Source organism: Bradyrhizobium sp. WD16, assembly GCF_024181725.1.
Classification (GTDB): domain Bacteria; phylum Pseudomonadota; class Alphaproteobacteria; order Rhizobiales; family Xanthobacteraceae; genus Bradyrhizobium_A.
This window is the reverse complement of sequence record NZ_CP028908.1, coordinates 1,387,173-1,410,480: the sequence shown is the minus strand read 5'-3', so window position 1 is coordinate 1,410,480 and position 23,308 is coordinate 1,387,173. Positions and strand designations below refer to the sequence as shown.

Genomic DNA, 23,308 nt, shown 5'->3' with positions numbered 1-23,308 from the left:
GGCGGTCCCGGGTTCCGTGCCGTCGCTGCGGCGGTGCGCTGGCGCTTTTTAGAGCTTTTCCAGCACGGCTGTCGAGCAGCAAATTACGCCGATCGCTCATGCGGATGGCCGGCGCGGCGCTGAGCGGCGGTCAAGCCGCGGTTAAGCGGCGGAAAAGCGCAGCACGCCGTCGAGGCTCGGCGCCGGCTTGAGCCGGCCCTCGGCCAGCATGTAGTTGACGTGGGCGATCAGTTCGCCCGCGGCAAAGCCCATCTGGTGGGCGTCGAGCACGTGCTTGTTGAACACCACCGGCACGAGCTCGGCCGAGGTCTTCGGCGCCGTGCGGCAGGCTTCCGCGATCAGCTCGCAGCGCTCCTCGTGATGGTCGGCGAGCTGGCGCACCCGGGTCTTGAGACCGAAGAACGGCAGGCCGTGTCCCGGCAGCACCAGGAGGTCGGCGGGCAGGTCGCGCTCCAGGGCGGCGAGCGAGGCGAGATACTCGCCGAGCGAATTGGCTTTTGGCTCCACCGCCCAGACGCTGACATTGGGAGAGATCTTGCTCAGCACCTGGTCGGCCGACAGGAACAGGCTGTCCTCGGCGCAATGGAGCATCACCTGGTCGAGGGCGTGGCCGCCTCCCGTGATCACCCGGAAGCGGCGGCTGCCGATGGCGATGGTGTCGCCGTGGGACAGGCGGTGGTAGGAGGCCGGCAGCACCGACACGCGCTTGAGGTAATCCTGGCCGCGGCCGAGCAATTCGTCGGTGAGCGCCTCGTCCATGCCGTGGCGGCGGAAGAACAGCCGCTGCGCCGCCTTGCGCTCGTCGGCGCCGCGGTGCTGGAAATAGGCCGCCTGCAGATATTCCACCTGGGACATCGAGAAGGCGCAGCCGAAGCGCTCGACGATCCAGCCGGCGAGGCCGACATGGTCGGGATGGGCATGGGTGACGATCAGCCTCGTGACGTGGACGTGGCGCAGCGGGCCTTCGAACAGCTGTGTCCAGGCCTCGATGGTCGCCTCGTTGCCGATGCCGGTGTCGATCATCGCCCAGCCGCCGTCGTCGGCGATCAGGTAGATGTTGACGTGGTTGAGGCGGAACGGCAGCGCGAGCCGCACCCACAGCACGCCGGGCCGCAATTCGACCATCTCGCCCGGCGCGGGCGGCGTTTCGATCGGATAGACCAGCGCCTGGTTGGCGGCGGATTCGGCTCGGGTGTGCATGGCGGAACCTTTCGGCTTCCCGCTTAGCCGGATCGGCCCACCCTGTCAGCCGGAAAGTGCGGCGGCAAATCAAGCACGCGTTTGAAACCGGCAAGCCGCGATCGCGGTAAAATCCGCCGTGCGAAATGACGCCGCACGGCGCCTCACGCCGCGCGGATCTCGGCCAGGAAGGCGTGAATGCTGGCGCGCAGCTCCTCGGCTTCGCGGCGCAGGCCGCCCGAGGCGTCCAGCACCTTGGCGGCCGCCGTGCCGGCCTCGGTGGAGGCCTCGCTGACGCCGACGATGTTGCTCGACACGTCGGTGGTGCCGCCGGCCGCCTGCTGGATGTTGCGCGCCATCTCGTGGGTCGCCGAGCCCTGCTGTTCGACCGCCGCGGCGATGGAGCCGGTGTAGTCGCTGATCTCGCCGATGGTGGCGACGATGTCGCGGATGGCATCGACCGCGCCGGTGGTCGCCTGCTGCATCTGCGCGATCTGGGCGCGGATCTCCTCGGTCGCCTGCGCCGTCTGGGTGGCGAGGCTCTTCACCTCGGAGGCGACCACCGCAAAGCCGCGGCCGGAGTCGCCGGCGCGGGCCGCCTCGATGGTGGCGTTGAGCGCCAGCAGGTTGGTCTGCGAGGCGATGCTCTGGATCAGGTCGATCACCGTCGAGATGCGGGCCGCGCTGGCGGCAAGACCCTGCATCGTCGAATCGGTGGCGCCGGCCTGCTGCACCGCCTTGTGCGCGACCTGCGTCGAGCCGGCGACCTGTCGGCTGATCTCGGCGATCGACGACGACAGCTCCTCGGTGCCGGACGACACGGTCTGGACGTTGATCGAGGTCTCTTCGGCGGCGGCGGCCACCGCGGTGGCGAGTTCGCTGGAACGGCCGGCGGTGGCGGACATGCTCTGCGCCGTCTGCTGCATGGCGTCGGCGGAGGTCATCAGGCCTTCCAGCGAGCCGCGCATGATGTGCTCGAAGCGCGCGATCTGCTCTTCCATGCGGGCGGCGCGGGCGGCCTTGGCCTCGCGGTCCCGGTCCTGGTCGGCGCTCATGTCCCGCGCCTGGATCAGGCCGTCGCGGAACACTTCGAGACTGTCGGCCATCACCGCGATCTCGTCGCGCTGGCGGCTCCTCGCCACCTCGGCGCCGAGGTCGCCGGCGGCGAGGCGCGCCATCACCGCCTGAAGATTGCCGATGCGGCGCAGGATGTTGCGGCCGACATAGAGCCAGACGAACGCCGCCGAGCCGATCAGGGTCAGGGCGCCGAGCGCCAGCATCACTACCGTCGCGGTCGCGACCGTCGCCTTGGCGGCGCCGGTGCGGGCATTGGTTCCGCTCTCGACGTCCTTGACGAGCTGATGGACGCTCATTTCGAGGCCGCGGTTGAGCTTGCCGGTCTCGTCGAGAATGAGCTGGCCGAAATCGACGGCGTCGAGCTCCTTCTGCCGGACCTTGAACGCGCTGGTCTTGCCTTCGCCCATGACGATCAGCTTCATGGCCTCGGCATGCAGCGGCGCCGCGCTCTTGACGGCGCCGAGCGACTTGAGCAGCGGATCGACATGCTTGCGCGTCGTCTTGAACGTCTCCTGCAGGGCGTCGATGTCGCCGCTGGTGGTGGCGGACAGCGCCCCCATCATGTCGGCGGCCATGTTGTTGGCGTCGGACACCACGGTCGACAGCCGCTCGACCGCATAGGCGGCGTCGCGCACCAGGTCGACCTCGACTTCGGGAGAGGCCAGCAGCGCCGTCAGCTTGGTCTGGGTCTCCATCATCTCGGGGCCGGCGGACTCGAGGAAATGCGAATGGGCGACGCGCAGCGTGTCATAGAGCCGCTCGCGGTCGGCGACGATGTCGAGGCGCTCCTTGGCGGCGTTGGCGAGGCTGCCGATGGTGTCGTCGATGCCCTTGACGGTCTCCTCCAGGGCGCCGACCACGGCCGGATCGCCGCCGAGGTTCTTGATCTCGCGCAGCTTGGCCATGGCCGCGGCCTGGGTGTCCTTGAGGCTCCTGGTCAGTTCGTCGCGCGAGGCCTCGTCCTTGGCGGCGAGCAGCGCCGGCCCCTTGGACGACAGGCTTTCGCTGAGCGCCGACAGCTCCAGGCTGGCGGCGAGGCGCGGGATGTCGCGGCCGCTGAGTGACTCCATGGTGCCGCCGAGGCGCCCCAGCAGGATGCCGGCCGCGGCGCTGATGACGATGGCCATGCCGGCGATGATCGCGAAGGCGAGAAACAGATTGCCGCGCAGCCCAAACCGCAGCCAGAGCCTCGGACGCCACCGAACGATCGACAACGGCAGTGACGCAAGCTTGCGCAGGATCGACCCGACCATATTTCCCCCACCCGAAATTCTTGTCTTTGCGTTCTTGGTTTTGCGGGGCGAAGTATCTGGGTGCGGAGTTAAGAAAGCCCTGTCCGGATGGTTGCGCCGCGCCTCTCGCCGCGACGGGCGCGCGCGAGGGTTAACGGTCGCTCGTTGGCCCGCTGCGGCCCGCCGCCGTCCTCGTTCCGCCGCGGCCTGACCCCTCAAGGCCCTCGTCGGCCGCGCAGGACCCTTGCAGCGGCGGGGTTCGCGCTCCGCGCGCCGCCATGCCACAATGGTAACATGTCGAAAGCCGGCCTCGCTCGCGGTGCGGGAGGCGGGAGCTTTGGCATGTCGGAATTGATCCCAGGGAGATACGCCATGAATGTCACGGTCAAGCTGCCGCCCGCCAAGGGCGTGTTCATCGACAACAAGTGGCAGCCGTCGCAGTCGGGCCGGACCATCGCCATGCTGGCGCCTGCCACCGGGCAGGTGATCGGCGCCATCGCCGCCGGCGAGGCCGCCGATGTCGATCTCGCCGTCAAGGCGGCGCGCCGGGCGCTGGACGGCGCCTGGGGCCGGCTGACCGCCACCGAGCGCGGCCGGCTGCTCAGCCGGCTCGGCAGGCTCGTCGAGGATCATGCCGACGAACTGGTGAAGCTCGAGGCCGCCGACACCGGCAAGCCGATGAAGCAGGCCAGGGCCGATGTCGTCGCGGTGGCGCGCTACTTCGAATATTACGGCGGCGCCGCCGACAAGGTGCATGGCGACACCATCCCGTTCCTCGACGGCTATCTCGTCACGACGCTCTACGAACCGCTCGGCGTCACCGCCCAGATCATTCCCTGGAATTATCCCGGGCAGATGTTCGGCCGCACGCTCGGCCCGGCGCTCGCCATGGGCAACGCCGTGGTGGTCAAGCCGGCCGAGGAAGCCTGCCTCGTGCCGCTGCGGCTCGCCGAACTCGCCGCCGAGGCGGGCTTCCCCGCCGGCGCCATCAATGTGGTGCCGGGTCTCGGCGAGGAGGCCGGCGCCGCGCTGTCGGCTCATCCCGGCATCGACTTCGTCTCCTTCACCGGCAGTCCCGAGGTCGGCGCGCTGGTGCAGACGGCGGCGGCCCGCAATCATGTCGGCTGCACCCTCGAACTCGGCGGCAAGTCGCCGCAGGTCGTGTTCGCCGACGCCGATCTCGACGCCGTGCTGACCAGCGTCTGCGCCGCCATCGTCCAGAATGCCGGCCAGACCTGCTCGGCGGGATCGCGCGTGCTGGTCGAGCGCAGGATCTGGGATCGCTTCCTCGCCGATCTGACGACGCGGTTTTCAAAACTCACCGCCGGCACCCCGGAGATGGATCTCGATCTCGGCCCGGTGATCAGCGCCGGCCAGAAGAAGCGCATCGAGGCCATGCTGGCGCGCGCCGAGGCGGCCGGCGCCGAAGTCGTGGCGCGCGGCGCCATCGCCGACGGCGTGCCGGCGGAAGGCTTCTTCGTGCCGCCGCTGCTCTATCGCAATGTCGGGCGCGACAGCGAACTCGCCCGCGATGAAGTGTTCGGCCCGGTGCTGGTGGCGATGCCGTTCGACGACGAGGCCGATGCGGTCGCGCTCGCCAACGGCACCGATTACGGCCTCGTCGCCGGGGTGTGGTCGGGCGACGGCGCCCGCGCCATCCGCGTCGCCCGCAAGGTCCGCGTCGGCCAGGTCTTCGTCAACGGCTACGGCGCCGGCGGCGGCATCGAGCTGCCGTTCGGCGGCATGAAGAAATCCGGCCACGGCCGCGAGAAGGGCTTCGAGGCGCTCTATGAGCTCGCCGCCATGAAGACCATGGTCGTCAAGCACGGCTGATCGAAATCGCAAATCAGAGAGGAACGAGGAATGCGATTGAAGGGAAAGACCGCCCTGGTGACGGGCGGAGCGTCGGGCTTCGGCGCCGGGATCGTGCAGGCCTATGCGCGTGAGGGCGCGCGGGTCGTGGTGCTCGATCTCAACGGCGAGGGCGCGGCGAGGGTCGCGGCGGAAGCCGGCAACGGCGCGCTCGCGGTGGCCGGCGACGTCACGAGGCAGGCGGATATCGAGGCCGCGGTCGGCAAGGCGGTCGACGCCGGCGGCCGCCTCGACATCGTCGTCAACAATGCCGGCTGGACCTTCCGCAACAAGCCGATGCTCGAGGTCACCGAGGCCGAGTTCGACAAGGTCTTCGCCATCAACGTGAAGTCGATCTACCTGATGACCAACGCGGTGGTGCCGATCATGCGCCGGCAGAAAGAGGGGCGCATCATCAACATCGGCTCGACCGCGGGCTCGCGGCCGCGGCCGGGCCTGACCTGGTACAACGCCACCAAGGGCGCGGTGAACCTGCTGTCGAAGTCGATGGCGGTCGAGCTCGCGCCGGACGGCATCCGCGTCAACTGCGTCGCGCCGGTGATCGGCGAGACCGCGCTGCTGGAATCCTTCATGGGGGTGCCGGACACGCCGGAGAACCGCGCCAAATTCGTCGGCACCATTCCGCTCGGCCGGATGTCGAAGCCCTCGGACATCGCCAATGCCTGCGTCTATCTCGGCAGCGACGAGGCCGAATTCCTCACCGGCGTGGTGCTGCCGGTCGACGGCGGCCGGACGGTCTGACCGGTCGAGTTTCAAACACATCTGGGCGGCCGCCACACCCCAGGTCGTCGTCGCCCGGCGCAGACCGGGCGACCCAGTAATCCGTGTCGTCGATGGCGGTGCTCAAGGGTGACATCGATGGAATGCTGACGCACCGTCCTGCCCTTTCGCACCCTCGCGGAGTACTGGATCGCCCGCTTGAAGCGGGCGACGACGGCAGAGAGAGACGGCCACTCTCTCAGCCTTTCAATCGTCATGCCCGGCCTTGTGCCGGGCATCCACGTCTTCACGACGCTGCAGCAAGCAAGTCGTGGATGGCCGGGACAAGCCCGGCCATGACGAAAACGAAGGTCCGGGCGCATCTTTTCACTCCGTTGTCGCCGCCCAGATGTGTGAAACTCGTAGCCGCATTTGCGGGGAGAGGTCGGATCGCTTTAGCGATCCGGGCGAGGGGCGCCGGAACCGGAAATCGCACGGCGGAAGTTGCAGGCGGATGCCAGCGTCATGACTGCTCGCCTGGTCGACGCCCGACGACGAAGGCGGCGCAGGCGCCGGTCGATTTCTGTGAACCTCGATCCGCCGGCGCTGGACAAAGCGTGCCGGGGCCGGCCGTATTGCGGACCATTCGGCCGAAGGTTTTTGAGCGATGAGACGTTTCATATTGCTGTTGCTGACGATCCTGATCTGGCCCGCCGCGAGCCGCGCCGCCGCCCCGGTGGTGAAGGACGGCAACACGGTCAGGATCGGCGACACGGTGTTTTCGCTCGACGGCGTCGATGCGCCGGAGTTCGACCAGATGTGCGTCGATGACCATGCCGATCTCTGGGCCTGCGGTGTCACGGCGCGCGACCAGCTCGCGGCCGTGGTCGCCGGCCGGGCGCTGCGCTGCGACGACAAGGGCGCCGATCCGCTCCTCCGCGGCCGTCGCCGCGGCCTGTGCTTCGTCGAGGGCGAGACGGCGAGCCTCAACCAGCAGCTGGCGCGGCGCGGCTTCGCCGTTGCAAGCGATCCGGCCAAAAGCGCCTTCAAGGCCGACGTCGCCGAGGCAAAAGACAAGCGGCTCGGGCTGTGGAAGGGCTGCTTCGTCGCCCCGATCGATTTCCGCAAATGGCGCGTCGATGCGCCGCTCGCCGGCGCGGCCTGCCAACCGGAAACCGCCGCGGCGATCCGCCGCGTCATCTTCCCGGAGCAGGCCTCGATGCCGGCCGGCTGTACGATCAAGGGCCGCTATTCGGTCCGCGCCCGCCTCACCGGCAATGTCGGCATCTATCACGAGCGCAGCTGCCGCAGCTATCCGACGGTGACCAGGCCGCAGCGCTGGTTCTGCTCGGTGGAGGATGCCCGCGCCGCCGGCTTCCGCCGCGCCTACAACTGCCGGCCACGGCCGGGCAAGACCGGCTGAATGATTGCGGTTTGACTTGAGAGCCGGCGCGGGAAAGACGGCCCCCATGCCCGCCATCCTGATCAACCAGTGTCCCTATGTCTCCGAATGACCGTGCGAGTGCGAGGCAAACGTAGCGGTAATTCGGAGACGGGACACTAGCGGCCGACAACGGAGTCTCGATGACGTCCTCCCCGAAAAAGCTTGCACTCGTCACCGGCGCCGCGCGCGGCATCGGCCTCGCCACCGCGCGGCGCTTCCTGGCGGAAGGCTGGCAGGTCGCCCTGCTCGACATCGAACGCGACCTGCTTGCGGGTGCGGAGGCGGAAATCGCGCGGCCGGAGGACACGCTGGCGCTGCATTGCGACGTGTCCGACGCCGCCGGGGTCGCGGCAGCAATCGACGAGATCAGGAGGCGGTTCGGGCGGCTCGATGCGCTGGTCAACAATGCCGGCATCGCCGTGTTCGCGCCGCTGCTGGAAACCTCCGACGAAGACTGGAATCGCGTGCTGGCGGTCAATCTCACCGGCTCGTTCCTGTGCACCAAGGCGGCCGTCCAATTGATGCGCGAGCACGGTGGCGGCGCGGTCGTCAACGTCACCTCGATCTCGGCGGTGCGGGCCTCGACGCTGCGTTCGGCCTACGGCACCAGCAAGGCCGCCCTCGCCCATCTGACGAAACAGCTCGCGGTCGAACTGGCTGCGCTCGGCATTCGCGTCAACGCCGTCGCGCCGGGGCCGGTCGACACCGCCATGGCCAAGGCGGTGCACTCGCCGGCGATCCGGGCCGATTATCACGACGCCATTCCGCTCAACCGCTACGGCCTCGAGGAGGAGCTGGCGGAGGCGATCTTCTTCCTGGCCTGCGAGCGCTCGAGCTACATCACGGGCCAGATCCTGGCGGTCGACGGCGGCTTCGATGCCGCCGGCATCGGCCTGCCGACCCTGCGCGGCGAGCGGCGCAACGGCTAGGGCGCGAAGCGCCGTCCGATCGCGCGGGCTACGATCTTTCAAAGAAAAGGGATGGTGCTGCCAGACAGGATTGAACTGTGATCGAGAGCACCTTCATTACTGAAAGTATTGAGGTTTTTCGCCCCGCCAATGGTGCGTGTGTATCAGTGGCGGGAGCAGATATCTACGGATGAAATCCGCTTAAATTGCTACACCGAGGCCGCAGTGAATTCCCGCCAGCCCTTCTCTCGCAGTCGGCAGGCGTCGCACTGTGTGCATCCGTATCCCCAGGGTTGCCGCCTCTCTCTCACGCCTTCGTAGCAACTATGCGTTTCTTCCCTGATGAGTTCTAATAAGGCGCTGCCGCCAAGGGCACTCGACAGCCTCCAGACCCCGGCCTTGTCTAGCTCCATCAAGGGGCATTGTATGGACCATGAAAAGCCTGTTGCTTCGTTCAGCGCTACTTCTATGGCGTTCATGGCCTTACGCCGACAATCGGGATAACCTGAGTATTCGGTCTCGCTGACGCCACAAGCGAGCGTCTCAATGCCCCTCCGAAACGCTACACTTGCGCTCAAAGACATCATTATGAGGTTTCGTCCGGGGATATATTTCTTCCGAAGGAGCATCTCACTTCGGGAGACGTCAATCGAAGCGATGTTCCCTGCGATCTGACCGGCAAGGTCAAGTGCAACCACATGGTCTGGCCCGAGCCGAGTGGCCATATCGGGGAATTCATCAGCTAAGCGAGATCGAAAAATCGCTCGCTGCTTCATCTCTACAGCGTGCTTTTGGCCATAATCAAAGCCGATCGTTTCGACCCGCTCATAGTTCTTGAGAGCCCATGCGAGAACCGTCGCGGAATCCTGGCCGCCCGAGAAAAGGACCAGTGCCGCTGAGTTGCTCAATGCTGCTCCCATTGTCGACGTCGAATCCAATCACACGCAGAATCGATGTCCCTAAATATCTTACGGAGTGCGCAATCGATCATTGGGTTGTCGCCGACAGGAAGCAGAGACCGAACGTCTGTTTTTACGCCAAGGCAAATCTTTCCGCGACTGTAAGCGTAACCCAGCTCGAAGCACGCCCCTTCATCGATCACCCGCCCGTCCATGACGATCATGAGGATATCACATCGATCGATGGCGCGAATGTCCGCAGAGAAAATCGAGCTTTTAGCTTCTTCCACAGACATTCCGCTCGCGACGAGATCGACGAGTAGGGAGCCATCTTCTTGGGGTAGATAAACGTCCGCAAACCCCATCAAGCTATCGCGCAGCAGGACATTCCACTGGCGTTCTTGAGGAGAAAACAGCGGACCAGCGAGATAAATATTAGGTCGGTTAGAAATCAAAGCGCCCCATCCCCGTCAATAATTTCTCCGAGGCGTTCCGCAAACGGAAACTCTTCATAGTCGTCCAGCAGGATTTTTCTGGCAATTGCCTTGGCGACTTCTCCGGTCGTAAGGTGGCTTGTATCGAGCACTTGATCATCTTTAATTCGATAGATTTGCCTGAGAACTTTGTCCTGCTTCTTTAGCGTCTCCAACTCAAAGCCGAATTTACCATCGGCCTCTTTTGAGGAGCTGCGCTGTAACAAGCGCTCTTCGAGAGCGTCGGAAGATGCGCTGAGAAAGAACAAGTGTCCATCTTCGAACGGCTTTTTGTATTGTTCGATGCGGGTCTTTAGTTCAAGAGCCTTTCGTTTGATTTCGATTTTGTCCCCGTTCTTAGAGAAGGCGAATAAGTCAAGGAACGCACGATCCATGACGCGTACGCCGGAGTTAGGGCGCATCATGTTCCTGTTCTTCTCGATCAGCCGGGGGAAGAGGTAGTTGTCAACAATCTTCTGCTCATCCTGAGTGAGGCCAGTATCGTCTCGATACATCTCTTTCGGAACACGTCCGCTGAATTCTTCGAATGTCGTAAAGCAGCGCAATGCATCGACAGTCGAACTCTTTCCGGATGCAACGGAGCCGACGATGTAGTATTTCCTGTGAATGGTACTCTGCGCCCCAAGTGCGAGTAGCATCTCGTCAAACTGCGCAGCTGATGAGGCGTTCAGCACGTCGATGAATTGCGCATGCTGGGCCGTGGTCAAGAATATCGTGATCAAGTTGTAGACGTGTAGGTTAACCTCGAAAATGTCAGACCGGACTGCGGCCGACCTTGGGTTGTCGTCCAATTCGTGAAGTATGATGAAATGGTGGTTGGCCGGATTTCGTTTTGCGCTCGACCTCAGGATATTCTTTAGCGAGTTGTCATTGAGAGATAGCCCAAGCAAGACGAAGGTGCGCACCGCGAATTGATTGATTACGTATTCTGCGTTGTGAGAGTTCGGCGACAACATTACGTCGGCAAACGCGTCCTCGGTGAGTACTACATGGGCGCTGCTGCGTCGCGGTTGATCACGCGGAAGGCTGCCGTTGATATGGTATATGACCGGGGCGTGCTTCCGTGTTTCGACCTTCGGGTGATAAATGATTTCAGGATTGGCTATGTCGGTTTCGGGTGCGGCCGTCAGAATCTCTTCGACGTGCGCAGTCACCGCTTGGTCAACGATATCGTCGAAATTGAGGGTGACGGTAAATCCGGATTTGCAGACCAAGTTAGCTAGGCCCTTCAGGTAGGGGTGCTTCTTGGCAATCTCCTCGAATGTCTTGTCACCAACATCTCGATATAGGCATTCCCGGATCTTCTGTTTCCAAGCTGAGTTGACGCGATACTCGTGATAGCGGTCGGAAGGATTGTCCGCAGACTTGGGGTGATCTGCATGGTGATGCCGGTAGAGAATCTCGGCAAGGAACGTTTCTGGAAAGCGTTCCTTTTGGTGCTGAGCCAAAATCTCGGCAGAGATTCCTGCCGCCTCCGCTAAGCGGCTGACTAGCTTACCCCACAAGGGGACTTTTGCGTCGAACGATACCCCTGCGCCCAAGATGAGACCTAGGCGCCGGTGTTCGGATGCTCGCTGCCAAAGATGTGTGAGCCACAGTGGTAGCTTAGGTTGTTGTTTTATGGCGTCTGTGAGTGGAGAACCGGTAGGCATGTGATTCTCTGCTGCTAGCGGTGACTGCTCTTGTTCAAATATGCTTCAAGCAACGTCATGAACTTCAAGTCGTATTGTTCGCCAACGTCCCGAACATTCCAAAGACCCGTTTCTTTGATGCTCGGCTTGTCAGAGAACTTCCCGAGCCAATTCGGGCTACCGGATTCAAGTGCGCAAAGGTGTTCGGTGAACATCGCGATGAATTGCCGCTCTACCGTTGCTCGCATGCTGCTCTTGCCGGCCGTGTCGATAACCGGAATAGCGAGGACACGAAGATTTCCGATGTATTGAGAGACTTTGGCCTCTAGAGCGGCTTCGCGATCGGTGATCTCTCGGGGAGCGGATTGTCCTTTGCCCCAATCCGGAAATTGACCTTGGAGGTTATCACGCTCAATGAGGGCGCGGCCAACGTGAAGGCGGAACACTGAGGCTCGATGATTGCCCTGTCCCGCCCTCGTTCCGAAATGAGTTCGTAGTCGGTTTCTGAGAGTGGCTGTCGATCCCGCAGAAATTCCATGTGTGCCGATGCGAACAAGTCGTGGAATGATCGTTGAAAATCTAGTCGTCTCCGACTCGTCGAAGAAGAAGTACACTCCGTGCGTCGGAAGGTCGCTCGTTAGTAAGTCGCTGAGGCGGGGCGGCATCTGCGATGCTGACATCTTTTCAAAAAGTTCATACGCTGCTCTGACCGCAGCGCTCCTCCGTTCAATCTTGAGTGCCTCATTAAGATAGGCGAGGCGTGTTCCTAGCGATAAAGAGCGCATCGGCGCGAAATAGTTCAATGGATCGCGGCTGCCTGCCTCAACGAGCGGAGCAAAATAGTCGTCACCAGCGAGTACGATAAACTCCTTGCGCGGAAGCTCGCGTAGTTGCTTGTCTACTCGCTGAGCCCACTCCTGCCTTTCCTTCTTGGTTGCTGACTTAAGGGTCTGCTCGTAAGGCTCTATCAGCTCGTCGGGACGCAGCAGGCCGTACTTCGCCGACAAAATGTAGAATGGCACGCCCCAAAGCTCGGCAAGTTGAACCGACTTGCGATACAGGGGGGATACGTACATGTCCCGCGCAATGTCTTTGTGACCGCCCTTGCTCTTGCTGCAAGAGATGAGAGCAAAGAAGCTCGCCGCATCGGGCCGTATCGAATCAGAGCTGGTGAGTGCCAACCGAGCCAGGAATGTTTGTGCACTAGTTGGTTTCATTCGAGGCCGGGGCTGGATGCATAAGTTCGAGAGCGGCGAGTGGGCGGAGTTCTATGAATTGGGCTGAGGTTGCTGACCATTGCCGCTAACCGGGGCCGTATTGTCGAATTCGAACGAAGGCTCGCCCGTTCGCTGCTGATCAAATTGCGATTGATCGGGTGATTTCAAGACCGAGGCCTTGAGCCGAGCAATCCTTTCCTGAATCTCTTCGGTCGAAACCTCAATGCGAAGCTTCTCTTGCACAAATTTAAGCCGCGCGTCGCACTCGCGAATCAGCTCGGCCCAAGACTTGATCCATACTCGGTGATTAGGTTTGTCGATAAAAAGTCCCGCCGGACGGTTTTCTTGAGTGATGCGCTGCCCGACCACGTCGTCGTACTTCGTCGTCACGAGGAAAAAGTGCCACTGAGTGGAGGTGTTGACGAAATCCGGTTGAGCTAGAATTGCGTTCACATAGTCCTCAAGTTGATCGACCTCTTTTCGGCCTATTTCCAAAGACGGGCGCTTCAGTTCGATGAGAAGATACTCATGTTGGTTGGCGTTCTCTCTGGGAACTACTCGTCCCAAGAATGAATCGATCCGGCCAATTCGTCCGTCCGGCTTACGAACTTTGGCGCCTCGCTTTCGCTTTAACGCAAGCTCGTCCGACACACGGTCCATAATTTTGGTCAGGCCCGCTTCTGCCATTGTTAGGTGAAACCCTTCGCCGAATATCCACGTGTTGTCTCGAACGAGCGCATCGAGTTCGCCTCGCTCCTTGATCGTATTTCGATGCTTTGGTTCGAAAACGATCTCGCGAAGAACCTCCAGCGCGACTATCCGGTTCGCAACCAAGCTGGATGCCGAAATGATGTTGCCCAGCTCTGTTCTCTCTAGCAGCTGAGAGAACTCGTCCTGCCGGACTTTGGGAAGATTAAAGACCGCTTTGAGGATTCGTGTCACCGACTCCGGATTATTTTTCAGTGCTTCTTTCAATAAGCCGAGTGCGATTTTCTTTAGAGGATTGTCGGCCTTCTTGAAGTCTTTTGAATATGAAACAGCGGCGTGCGTAGCGATATCGAAGACTTGCCGTTCATGTCGCTCAATTTCATCGCGAGGGTCTCCTTCGTAAGGATAGACGCCGGCATCTTTCAGTTCTTGGATAAGCTCACCAGACTTTTCGGCCTTCCGGGCGCGAAAGTAGTCGCCCAAAGTATCTCGAATGTACTCCAGCACCCTCGCGAAGGCGGGGTCTGTGAGCCCGCCGTCGAATTCGAGAAGATTAGCCTTCGCGATTTCGTTGAAGAAGGGCGTATAAGCATAAGCCGAAAAGTTGAAGTCCGGCGCTGTGACGCTTGCGGGCAACGAGCCAAGGACGACCCCTGCTTCACCGCCGAAGTAGATCTTACGTTCAGCAACATGCGACTTCCACTCGATGACGCGCAGCGTAAGATCCCTAACTGTGCGGCCAGAGCAGATAATCGGCTGGGATGGAAATTGATATGAATGCTCGATGGTCTTCGTCGGATCAACTGGATGTTGATCGTAGACGATCTTAACATCGGGGTATTGCAGAATGTAGGGCGCGAACGTTGAATCAAATTCCGATCGAGCGTCATCGCCGCCAAGCCAATCGAAGGTGTTTTTCAGCGGTGACAGCTCAACGACCGTGCCTGTCGGTTCGTCGGCCGAAACGGAGATCGGCTCCGACACGGAGCTGTTTTGTAGATGATTAGCATCTATCTCGATTTTGATCTGGAAATGGCCCTCTTTGGCTTCATAAATTGACGTCCATTGAGCCCTTTGCGCGAGCGAATAGAAGCGCAGTCTTCCTTGACCTTCTTTCCCGTGTATCGCCCGTCCGCGTTTGGGTGTTCTTGGAGTATGGAGTTTCCAGGATTCGCCAAGGCTCTCGAAGTCGTGTTCGGCGCGGCTCTGTGAGATGCCCGATCCGTTGTCACGAACTACAATACCGACAATCCCGCCTAGCGGTGTGCGGCTGAGTTCGACATTTATCTCGGTGGCGTCGGCGTCCAGCGCGTTCCAAACATATTCTGCAATGGCCTTGATGTTGTCGCGGGTGCTCGCGACCCTTTGTAGATGATCGTTCTTGGCCTTGAGAGTTAAGACGACCATTGCAAATCCCCCGGCTCTGCTTGTAGCAACGTAAGGTCGTCCCTTCAAGAAATACGAACTTCGCGAGAGGGGGGCCATGCGCCGGGTAACAAAAACACTGATGGAGCCGCATAAAAATGAATATGCGCAGCGGCGACGGAGCCTCCAGCAGGGTCGCCCGCAATGGCCGACCCTCGGCGGGCCGCTACAGCCGCGCCACAGTCCGCGCCACCTGCACCGCAGTCCACTCACTTGAGCCGCGAGCCGTGGGGACACGCCGTTCGGTGAGTGTTCTCGCGATGCCGCTGAGCGAGGTTACGCCGCTGGCTTGTAAGTCCCGAATTATGTGCGCGAGGTCAGCGGCTCGGTTGTTAGCACGAGCCATTTGCGCATCCCGGCCAGCCTTCCGTGCGGCACGCGAGAGCCGGGCACCCCTATCGCCGCCCAGCTCGACGCCGCGCCTCTTGGCCGCTGCGAGGGCGGCCTTAGTACGGTCTGAGATCGCACGGCGCTCCTCGTCTGCCACCATTGCCGTTATGCCTACGGTGAGTCGGTTTGCATGCGGCATGTCAGCGGCAACGAAGTCTGCGCCAGCCTTCTCCAGCCCGAGTAGGAAATGCGCGTCGCGAGACAACCGGTCGAGCTTGGCGATGAGGAGCTTGGCACCATAGACGCGGCACGTCTGTAGGGCCCTGGCGAGCTGAGGGTGGTTTTCATCTCTCTTGCCGCTCTCCACCTCGGTGAACGCTACCGCGAGCGACCATTGGCCACCGTTGAGATAGTTGCGCACGGCTTCCTGTTGGGCCGAAGCGTTGCTCGATAGAGGTGCGGATACGAACCGGTGAGGACTTATGGATGCCCAGCTTGGCTACCGTACCGTACTCACCGCGACGAACTTGCTGGTTCACTTCGGCTACACGGGACCACTGCGCAGCAGTTACGACAGACGTGCCCTCAAGGGCTTCGGCAATGACCCATGTAGAGTTCGCCGGTGAGTGCGCTGATTTGTTTGACGCTGAGCGGCGTAAGGCCAGCGCGGAGCGTCGCGATGGTGCGCTCGACCTGTGCGGCGATATCGGGACATCTCGCCTTGGCAACAGAGCGATCCGCTGTTCTGAGCGAGATGCTGGTGTGGCCTTTGTACCGGTGCGGTGGTCGCTGGGCCTTCGGCAGCCTTCGCCAAGATCGCTTGGACATCAGCCGGGATGAGCCTTCGGAAATACCAGTTGTCGGAGCCGGAGGGCTTCGTAGGGCGGGCCCATTCTCCGAACCTTCGTGCAACGCCCGTGTGTAACAGGGGCGGCGCGAAAAGCTCAAGCCTTCCAATAGGCTACGATCTTTCAAAGAAAAGGGATGGTGCTGCCAGACAGGATTGAACTGTCGACCTCTCCATTACCAATGGAGTGCTCTACCACTGAGCTACGGCAGCAGGTCCGAAAGGCGGGGGATCGTTCGGGAGCAAAGTCCCGGCAGCCCCGCTACGGCGCGGCGATCCTTGCCACAAGCGCCCCGGCGGCGCAAGCCGCCCGCGGCACCAGAAATCACCTTCTTGACCCTTTGGCCCCCACGCCCCGGCCGGGCAGGCAACTTCAGGCCTTGGCGCCGGCCTTGAAGGCGGCGAGCTGCGGCCCGATCCGCGCGGTCATGGCGTCGCCGAGCGCCTGCAGCGCCTTGAACGGGCGAATCATCACCTCGAACTCGACCATCTCGCCGGCGTCGTTGAAGCGGACGAGGTCGATGCCCTTGAGCTGCCAGTCGCCGATGTGGCCGGAGAACTCCAGCGCGGCGTCGCGAGGGCCGGCGACGAACTCGCGATGGTATTGAAAATCCTCGAATATTTTCGACACGGTGGTGAGGGTCAGGAGGGCTGCGGCGTGGCCCGGCAGCGGGTTGTGGACGAACGGCGAGCGGAACACGATGTCTTTGGCGAGCAGCGGCGACAAGTCGGCCGCATCGCCGCTTTTGACGAAGCCGTACCAGCGGTCGAGGGTGGCGCGCGCGGCGGGGGCCAGGGTCGATGAGGAAGGGCTCACGGGGCAGGCTCCTGGTTCAGCACCACGGGCGATCATGTTAGATATTACCATATTCCCGTGACCACAGCCCTTCGCCCGTCGCGGGGGGGAACCGCCGATCGATGCCATGACCACACCTTCCGCCCGCACGCCGTCGAAGGACGCCGGCCCGAAAGATCGCCGCAAGGAGCGCCTCCGCGCCGCGCTTCGCGAAAACCTCAAGCGCCGCAAGGCCCAGGCGCGCGGCCGCACCGAACCGGGGGCGGACGATTCGCAAGGGCGGGACGGCGAGGGGGCGGACGAGGACTGAGCCGGCTACGTCGATACCGCCGCGCGTGCCCGGCATCGTCGCCACCGCCGCCGCACCCGACTTTCGCCGCAATAGCTTGGGACCACAGCTGTTCCCGTCCAGCCGCGCCGGCGCAACGGAAACCTTTTGCAATGGGGGTGTCGGGCGCGTAATGGGACCGGCGCGGCTCTGCCCCGCCGGGCAGTCTGCGGGGAACCCGTTCGCCGGGGAAATCGGCGCGAACGGGTTTGCGACAGGGCTTTTTGGGGGCGGCATGGATCGGATTCGCATCGTCGGCGGGAACCAGCTCAATGGCGTGATCCCGATTTCCGGCGCCAAGAACGCTGCGTTGCCGCTGATGATCGCAGCCCTGCTCACCGACGAGACGCTGATCCTCGACAACGTGCCGCGGCTCGCCGACGTCGCCCTGCTCCAGCGCATCCTCGGCAACCACGGCGTCGACATCATGAGCGCGGGCAAGCGCCCCGGCGATCATGAATACCAGGGCCAGACCCTGCACATTTCCGCCGCCAACATCATCGACACCACCGCGCCCTACGAGCTCGTCTCGAAGATGCGGGCGAGCTTCTGGGTGATCGCGCCGCTGATCGCCCGCTGCCGCGAGGCCAAGGTCTCGCTGCCGGGCGGCTGCGCCATCGGCACGCGGCCGGTCGACCTGCTGATCATGGCGCTGGATAAGCTCGGCGCCAAGCTCGCCATCGATGCCGGCTATGTGGTCGCCTCCGCGCCGGACGGCCTGACCGGCGCCGGGATCGATTTCCCCAAGGTCACGGTCAGCGGCACCCATGTGGCGATGATGGCGGCCTCGCTCGCCCGCGGCACCACGGTGATCACCAACGCGGCGCGCGAGCCCGAGATCGCCGACGTCGCCGACTGCCTCAACAAGATGGGCGCGCGCATCTCGGGCGCCGGCACCTCGCGCATCGTCATCGAGGGCGTCAAGAAGCTGCACGGCGCCCGCCACCAGGTGCTGCCGGACCGGATCGAGACCGGCACCTATGCCATGGCGGTGGCGATGACCGGCGGCGACGTGCTGCTCACCGGTGCGCGGCCGGAGCTGCTGCAGGCCGCCCTCGACGTGTTGATCGAGGCCGGGACCACGATCACCCCGACCAACGAGGGCATCCGCGTCGCGCGCAACGGCGCCGGCATCAGCCCGGTGGATGTGGCGACCGCGCCGTTCCCGGGCTTCCCCACCGACCTGCAGGCCCAGCTGATGGCGCTGATGACCCGCGCCAAGGGCACCTCGCACCTCACCGAGACCATTTTCGAGAACCGCTTCATGCACGTCCAGGAGCTGGCGCGTTTCGGCGCCCGCATCCAGCTCGACGGCGAGACCGCCACCATCGAGGGCATCGACAAGCTGCGCGGCGCGCCGGTGATGGCCACCGACCTGCGCGCCTCGGTGTCGCTGGTGATCGCGGCGCTGGCCGCCGAGGGCGAGACCATGGTCAATCGCGTCTATCATCTCGATCGCGGCTTCGAGCGTCTCGAGGACAAGCTGTCCGCCTGCGGCGCCACGATCGAGCGTATCAGCGGGTAACCAGAAGGGGTGGTCATGGCGCGGGCACCGGTACGGCGGCGGCTGGCGGCGCTCGATCCCGAGGATCTCGGCGTCATCTCGGCCCATGTCCAGGATGCGCGCGTCGCGGTCGGCGACATCCACTGGCGCCAGCGCGAGAAGCGGCTCGTCATCGGCATGCGCCGGGTCGACTGGGACCAGACCCTCAACGGCATCCCCGAGCCCGACCGCTTGATCTCGGCGCTGCGCTTCGACCGCGTCCTCGCCTGCAAGGCCCGCGATATCGACATGGCGGCCCCGGAGACGGTGCTCGACCTGATCGGCATCGAGTTCAACCCGGCGGAAGCCCCCGGCGGCAGCGCGCTGCTGCTGTTCGCCGGCGGCGGCGCCCTGCGCCTCGACGTCGAGTGCCTGGAATGCGAGCTCGCCGATCTCGGCCCCGACGACCTCGGCGCCGACGAGGGCGAGGGCGAGCCGGTGCCGCCCGGCCCGGCGCCGGCAGCCCCGGCGGCCGGCGAGGGTTGACCGTCGCTGCGCGGTTAGATCATTGCCGCCGCTGACGAATCAGCTCTCCTTCGTCATGGCCGGGCTTGTCACCGGAAGTCGGATGTTTCCGACTTCCGGCATGAGAAAAAGAACGCGATCCGGCAAGGCCCGGATCGCTATACCATCCACGTCTTTCTCGTTGATGGCCTGCAAAGTCGTGGATGCCCGGCACAAGGCCGGGCATGACGACAGCAAAGGATGTGCCATGCCGGAAGTCGGAACCATCGACTTCCAGGTGACAAGCGCGGGCATGACGAATCAGAAAGATCCTCCGTCCTTGCGGGGCTTTGTCGAGGGAGTCCCAAGGGTTGACGGCGGCAGGCCGCCGCGCCATTGAGCAGGGCCTCCGACGGGGACGTCGGAGCGCACATTTCCTCGCCGAGCCGGGACGCTTCCCATGCCGATCCGCATCGATTCCGCCAGCGCCGATTTCGCCGAGCGCTTCAGCGCCTTCCTCGCCACCAAGCGCGAGGCGGCGAGCGACATCGAGGCGACCGTGCGGACCATCGTCGGTGACGTGGTGGCGCGCGGCGATGCCGCGCTGATCGAGGCGACCGCTAAATATGACCGGCTCGAACTCGATGCCGCCGCGCTGCGGGTGACCGCGGCGGAGATCGAGGCCGCCGTCAAGCTCTGCGACAGCGCGACGCTCGACGCCCTCAAGCTGGCGCGCGACCGCATCGAGGCGTTCCATCGCCGCCAGTTGCCGAAGGACGACCGCTTCACCGACGCGCTCGGAGTCGAGCTCGGCCATCGCTGGACCGCCATCGGCGCGGTCGGGCTCTATGTGCCCGGCGGCACCGCCGCCTATCCGTCCTCGGTGCTGATGAATGCGGTGCCGGCCAAGGTCGCCGGCGTCGATCGTCTCGTCATGGTGGTGCCGGCGCCCGACGGCCGGCTCAACCCGCTGGTGCTGGCCGCCGCCGCGCTCGGCGGCGTCACCGAGATCTACCGCGTCGGCGGTGCCCAGGCGGTGGCGGCGCTGGCCTACGGCACCGCGACCATCCGGCCGGTGGCCAAGATCGTCGGCCCCGGCAACGCCTATGTCGCCGCCGCCAAGCGCCTGGTGTTCGGCCAGGTCGGCATCGACATGATCGCCGGTCCCTCCGAGGTGCTGGTGATCGCCGACGCCACGGCCAATCCGGACTGGATCGCCGCCGATCTGCTCGCCCAGGCCGAGCACGACGCCAATGCCCAGTCGATCCTGATCACCGACAGCGCCGAGCTCGCCGCGCAGGTCGAGCGCGCCGTCGAGGCGCAGCTGAACACCCTGCCGCGCGCGGCGATCGCCCGCGCCTCCTGGACCGATTTCGGCGCCATCATCCACGTCGGCAGGCTCGACGACGCGGTGCCGCTCGCCGACGCCATCGCCGCCGAGCATCTCGAGATCATGACCGCCGATCCCGAGGCGCTGGCCGGGCGCATCCGCAATGCCGGCGCGATCTTCCTCGGCAGCCACACCCCCGAGGCGATCGGCGATTATGTCGGCGGCTCCAACCACGTGCTGCCGACGGCGCGCTCGGCGCGCTTCTCCTCCGGGCTCGGCGTGCTTGACTTCATGAAGCGAACGTCGATCCTGCGGTGCGGCCCGGATCAGCTGCGCGCTCTGGGACCCGCCGCCATGACGCTCGGCAAGGCCGAGGGGTTGGACGCCCATGCGCGCTCGGTGGGATTGCGCCTCAACCTGCGATGATGAGCCCCGCGCCCGAACAGGACGACCGCAACAACCGCATCGTCGCGGTGACCCTCGACGAGGAATCGATCGGTCGTTCGGGCCCGGATATCGAGCATGAGCGGGCGATCGCCATCTACGACCTGATCGAGCAGAACCTGTTCGCGCCGGCGGGCGACGCCGGCGGGCCCTATACGCTGCATCTCGGCATCTCCGGCAACCGCCTGATGTTCGACATCCGCCGCGAGGATGCGACCCCGGTGGTGGTGCACCTGTTGTCCCTGACGCCGTTCCGCCGGATCGTGAAGGACTACTTCATGATCTGCGACAGCTACTATCATGCGATCCGCACCGCGACCCCCGACAAGATCGAGGCGATCGACATGGGCCGGCGCGGCATCCATGACGAAGGCTCGCGCACGCTGATGGAGCGGCTGGATGGCAAGGTGCGGGTCGATTTCGAGACCGCGCGGCGCCTGTTCACGCTGATCTCCGTGCTGCACTGGAAAGGCTAGTTTGCCGGATGGATGCGCGCCCGCGCCATCCGCAGTCGGTGCTGTTCGCCTGCGGCCTCAACAGCGTGCGCTCGCCGATGGCCGAGAGCCTGCTGCACCACATGTTTCCCTCGACGCTCTATGTCCGCTCGGCCGGCGTGCGCAAGGGCGAGATCGATCCCTTCGCCGTGGCGGTGATGGCCGAGCTCGGCCAGGACATCTCGCGCCACAAGCCGCAGACCTTCGAGGAGCTGGAGGACTGGGAAGGCTTCAATTTCGACCTCATCATCACCCTGTCGCCGGAGGCCCATCACAAGGCGCTGGAACTCACCCGCACCTCGGCGGCGGAGGTGGAATACTGGCCGACGCCGGACCCGACCGACACCGAAGGCAGCCGCGAGCAGAAGCTCGCCGCCTATCGCGAGGTCTGCGACGGGCTCCTGATGCGCATCCGCCGCCGCTTCGGCTCGGTTCCGCGCGGCGCGGACTGACGGCTGTGCCGCAGTTGTGGAACTTGAACGCTTCCGGTAGTTTCCGCCGCCATCGCCGGCCGGGCCTCGTCCCCGCCATCCTCGCTCCGACCTTCGTCTGAACGCATGCTCGGCCGCCAAAAACTCGTCCTCGCCTCGGGCTCGCCCCGCCGCCTCGCGCTCCTCAACCAGGCCGGCATCGAGCCGGATGCGCTGCGCCCAGCCGATGTCGACGAAACCCCGAGGAAGGGCGAACTGCCGCGCGCCTGCGCGACGCGGCTCGCCCGGGCCAAGGCCGAGGCGACGCTCGAGGCGGTCAAGCTCGACGACGAACTGCGCGGCGCCTTCATCATCGCCGCCGACACCGTGGTGGCGGTGGGCCGGCGCATCCTGCCCAAGGCGGAGCTGGTGGAGGAGGCGAGCCAGTGCCTGCGGCTGCTGTCCGGGCGCAATCACCGGGTCTACAGCGCGATCTGCGTGGTGACGCCGAAGGAAGCCTTCCGCCAGCGCCTCGTCGAGACGCGGGTGCGCTTCAAGCGCCTCAACGACGAAGACATCGCGGGCTATGTCGATTCCGGCGAATGGCGCGGCAAGGCCGGCGGCTACGCGGTGCAGGGCATCGCCGGCTCGTTCGTCGTCAAGCTGGTCGGCTCCTACACCAGCGTGGTCGGCCTGCCGCTGTACGAGACGGCGAGCCTGCTCGGCGGCGAGGGCTATCCGATCCGTTCCGGCTGGCTCGATGCCTCCTGAGATGATTCCTGAGACCAATGCCTCCTGAGAAGAAACAGAAGACGGCGCCGGCTGCGCCCGGCAAGCCGTGCCCGGTCTGCGGCAAGCCGGCGACCGCTGCCGCTGCGCCGTTCTGCTCCGATCGCTGCCGGCAGATCGATCTCGGCCACTGGCTGACCGGCTCCTACCGCATTCCGGCGCGCGACGACGACGTCGAACAGGATTAATCGCTCATCCGTCGCCTGGCATTTAAAGTACGCCGGGACGCTGGAGATATGGACAACGAGTGTGGCGTCTCGCAATTGCCTACCGCCTTTGCGGCAAGTCTCTCGTAGGCAATTGCGAGACATAAGCCACACTAGCGCTTTGATTTTGCTAGTGTCCTTATGTCTCCGAATTACCGTGCGAGGGTGAGGCAAATGAAGCGGTAATTCGGAGACAGGACACTAGCGTCGCTCCCCTCCGTCGTCATCGCCCGGCCCCGACCTTGCCTCCGACCGGGCGAGCCAGTACGTCGTGCCGGTCGGAACGGGCGCCGCGCCCGTCGCCCTGGCCCGCCGCGCGCCCGCGCCCACCCGCCCCGCCGCAAGAACCGCTAAATCCCTCAAGGGCTTGCCGGCGCTCGGCCGGCCGTCCCCAGCCGCCATTTTTTAGCTTGGGGCGGCTGGACAGGGCGGCGCTGGCTGCCTATAAACCGGCGCTCTTCCCGCCTCGCCGGGCAAGACGCCCAGGTAGCTCAGTTGGTAGAGCATGCGACTGAAAATCGCAGTGTCGGTGGTTCGATTCCGCCCCTGGGCACCACACCGG

22 protein-coding genes and 2 tRNA genes are annotated in these 23,308 nt (G+C 64.1%); 13 read left to right on the top strand and 11 right to left on the bottom strand.

What is annotated here, in order from left to right:
* Positions 1-141: 141 nt before the first annotated feature.
* On the bottom strand, positions 142-1,200 hold the full coding sequence (locus DB459_RS06565; protein WP_253712101.1) for an MBL fold metallo-hydrolase: 1,059 nt from the start codon (positions 1,198-1,200) through the stop codon (positions 142-144).
* A gap of 143 nt (positions 1,201-1,343) precedes the next feature.
* A complete protein-coding gene (locus tag DB459_RS06560) occupies positions 1,344-3,509 on the bottom strand; it encodes a methyl-accepting chemotaxis protein (RefSeq protein WP_253712100.1) in 2,166 nt (721 codons plus the stop codon).
* Positions 3,510-3,860: 351 nt separating this feature from the next.
* Between DB459_RS06560 and DB459_RS06555 the strand changes: the two genes are divergently transcribed.
* From DB459_RS06555 to DB459_RS06540, 4 genes are all read left to right on the top strand, one after another.
* Positions 3,861-5,321 (top strand): aldehyde dehydrogenase family protein, encoded by a 1,461-nt coding sequence (locus DB459_RS06555; protein ID WP_253712099.1) that lies wholly within the window; start codon positions 3,861-3,863, stop codon positions 5,319-5,321.
* A 30-nt stretch (positions 5,322-5,351) separates the two neighbouring features.
* A complete protein-coding gene (locus tag DB459_RS06550; protein WP_253712098.1) occupies positions 5,352-6,101 on the top strand; it encodes a glucose 1-dehydrogenase in 750 nt (249 codons plus the stop codon).
* Positions 6,102-6,726: 625 nt separating this feature from the next.
* The gene (locus DB459_RS06545) at positions 6,727-7,482 is read left to right on the top strand and encodes a thermonuclease family protein (protein WP_253712097.1); all 756 of its coding nucleotides are present in this window, start codon (positions 6,727-6,729) and stop codon (positions 7,480-7,482) included.
* A 161-nt stretch (positions 7,483-7,643) separates the two neighbouring features.
* Positions 7,644-8,432, top strand: a complete 789-nt coding sequence (locus tag DB459_RS06540) for an SDR family NAD(P)-dependent oxidoreductase (RefSeq protein ID WP_253712096.1) — start codon at positions 7,644-7,646, stop codon at positions 8,430-8,432.
* 188 nt (positions 8,433-8,620) lie between these two features.
* On the opposite strand, the gene queC is transcribed toward DB459_RS06540, so the two are convergent.
* From queC to DB459_RS06500, 8 genes are all read right to left on the bottom strand, one after another.
* Positions 8,621-9,319 (bottom strand): 7-cyano-7-deazaguanine synthase QueC, encoded by a 699-nt coding sequence (gene queC / locus DB459_RS06535; RefSeq protein WP_253712095.1) that lies wholly within the window; start codon positions 9,317-9,319, stop codon positions 8,621-8,623.
* Positions 9,316-9,765, bottom strand: a complete 450-nt coding sequence (locus tag DB459_RS06530) for a nucleoside 2-deoxyribosyltransferase (RefSeq protein ID WP_253712094.1) — start codon at positions 9,763-9,765, stop codon at positions 9,316-9,318. The genes queC and DB459_RS06530 overlap by 4 nt, the downstream gene beginning before the upstream one ends.
* Positions 9,762-11,456, bottom strand: a complete 1,695-nt coding sequence (locus tag DB459_RS06525) for an SIR2 family protein (RefSeq protein ID WP_253712093.1) — start codon at positions 11,454-11,456, stop codon at positions 9,762-9,764. Before DB459_RS06525 ends, DB459_RS06530 begins: the two co-directional genes overlap by 4 nt.
* A gap of 14 nt (positions 11,457-11,470) precedes the next feature.
* A complete protein-coding gene (locus tag DB459_RS06520) occupies positions 11,471-12,616 on the bottom strand; it encodes a YaaA family protein (RefSeq protein WP_253712092.1) in 1,146 nt (381 codons plus the stop codon).
* 87 nt (positions 12,617-12,703) lie between these two features.
* Entirely contained in the window at positions 12,704-14,767 is a 2,064-nt protein-coding gene (locus DB459_RS06515) for an ATP-binding protein (protein ID WP_253712091.1), read from the bottom strand.
* 184 nt (positions 14,768-14,951) lie between these two features.
* Positions 14,952-15,599, bottom strand: coding sequence for a recombinase family protein (locus DB459_RS06510; RefSeq protein ID WP_256519388.1), 648 nt, complete (start codon positions 15,597-15,599; stop codon positions 14,952-14,954).
* Positions 15,600-16,100: 501 nt separating this feature from the next.
* Positions 16,101-16,175, bottom strand: a tRNA-Thr gene (locus DB459_RS06505).
* Between the two features lie 160 nt (positions 16,176-16,335).
* Complete coding sequence (locus DB459_RS06500) at positions 16,336-16,779, bottom strand: nuclear transport factor 2 family protein (protein WP_253712089.1); 444 nt, start codon at positions 16,777-16,779, stop codon at positions 16,336-16,338.
* Positions 16,780-16,885: 106 nt separating this feature from the next.
* On the opposite strand from DB459_RS06500, the gene DB459_RS06495 reads away from it, so the two are divergent.
* From DB459_RS06495 to DB459_RS06485, 3 genes are all read left to right on the top strand, one after another.
* Positions 16,886-17,068: a hypothetical protein gene (locus DB459_RS06495; protein ID WP_253712088.1), complete on the top strand. Its 183-nt coding sequence runs from the start codon at positions 16,886-16,888 to the stop codon at positions 17,066-17,068.
* A 253-nt stretch (positions 17,069-17,321) separates the two neighbouring features.
* Complete coding sequence (murA, locus tag DB459_RS06490) at positions 17,322-18,611, top strand: UDP-N-acetylglucosamine 1-carboxyvinyltransferase (RefSeq protein ID WP_253712087.1); 1,290 nt, start codon at positions 17,322-17,324, stop codon at positions 18,609-18,611.
* Between the two features lie 15 nt (positions 18,612-18,626).
* Positions 18,627-19,115 carry a DUF2948 family protein gene (locus DB459_RS06485; protein ID WP_253712086.1) on the top strand — a complete coding sequence of 163 codons (489 nt, stop codon included), beginning with the start codon at positions 18,627-18,629 and terminating at the stop codon, positions 19,113-19,115.
* 39 nt (positions 19,116-19,154) lie between these two features.
* On the opposite strand, the gene DB459_RS06480 is transcribed toward DB459_RS06485, so the two are convergent.
* Positions 19,155-19,388: a hypothetical protein gene (locus DB459_RS06480; protein ID WP_253712085.1), complete on the bottom strand. Its 234-nt coding sequence runs from the start codon at positions 19,386-19,388 to the stop codon at positions 19,155-19,157.
* A gap of 145 nt (positions 19,389-19,533) precedes the next feature.
* Between DB459_RS06480 and hisD the strand changes: the two genes are divergently transcribed.
* From hisD to DB459_RS06450, 6 genes are all read left to right on the top strand, one after another.
* Complete coding sequence (gene hisD, locus DB459_RS06475; protein WP_253712084.1) at positions 19,534-20,829, top strand: histidinol dehydrogenase; 1,296 nt, start codon at positions 19,534-19,536, stop codon at positions 20,827-20,829.
* The gene (locus DB459_RS06470; protein ID WP_253712083.1) at positions 20,829-21,323 is read left to right on the top strand and encodes a UPF0262 family protein; all 495 of its coding nucleotides are present in this window, start codon (positions 20,829-20,831) and stop codon (positions 21,321-21,323) included. Before hisD ends, DB459_RS06470 begins: the two co-directional genes overlap by 1 nt.
* Positions 21,324-21,331: 8 nt before the next feature.
* Positions 21,332-21,793: an arsenate reductase ArsC gene (locus DB459_RS06465; RefSeq protein WP_253712082.1), complete on the top strand. Its 462-nt coding sequence runs from the start codon at positions 21,332-21,334 to the stop codon at positions 21,791-21,793.
* A gap of 105 nt (positions 21,794-21,898) precedes the next feature.
* Positions 21,899-22,522 (top strand): Maf-like protein, encoded by a 624-nt coding sequence (locus DB459_RS06460; protein WP_253712081.1) that lies wholly within the window; start codon positions 21,899-21,901, stop codon positions 22,520-22,522.
* A gap of 17 nt (positions 22,523-22,539) precedes the next feature.
* Positions 22,540-22,728: a DNA gyrase inhibitor YacG gene (yacG, locus tag DB459_RS06455; RefSeq protein ID WP_253712080.1), complete on the top strand. Its 189-nt coding sequence runs from the start codon at positions 22,540-22,542 to the stop codon at positions 22,726-22,728.
* 498 nt (positions 22,729-23,226) lie between these two features.
* Positions 23,227-23,302, top strand: a tRNA-Phe gene (locus tag DB459_RS06450).
* The last annotated feature ends 6 nt before the right edge of the window (positions 23,303-23,308 follow it).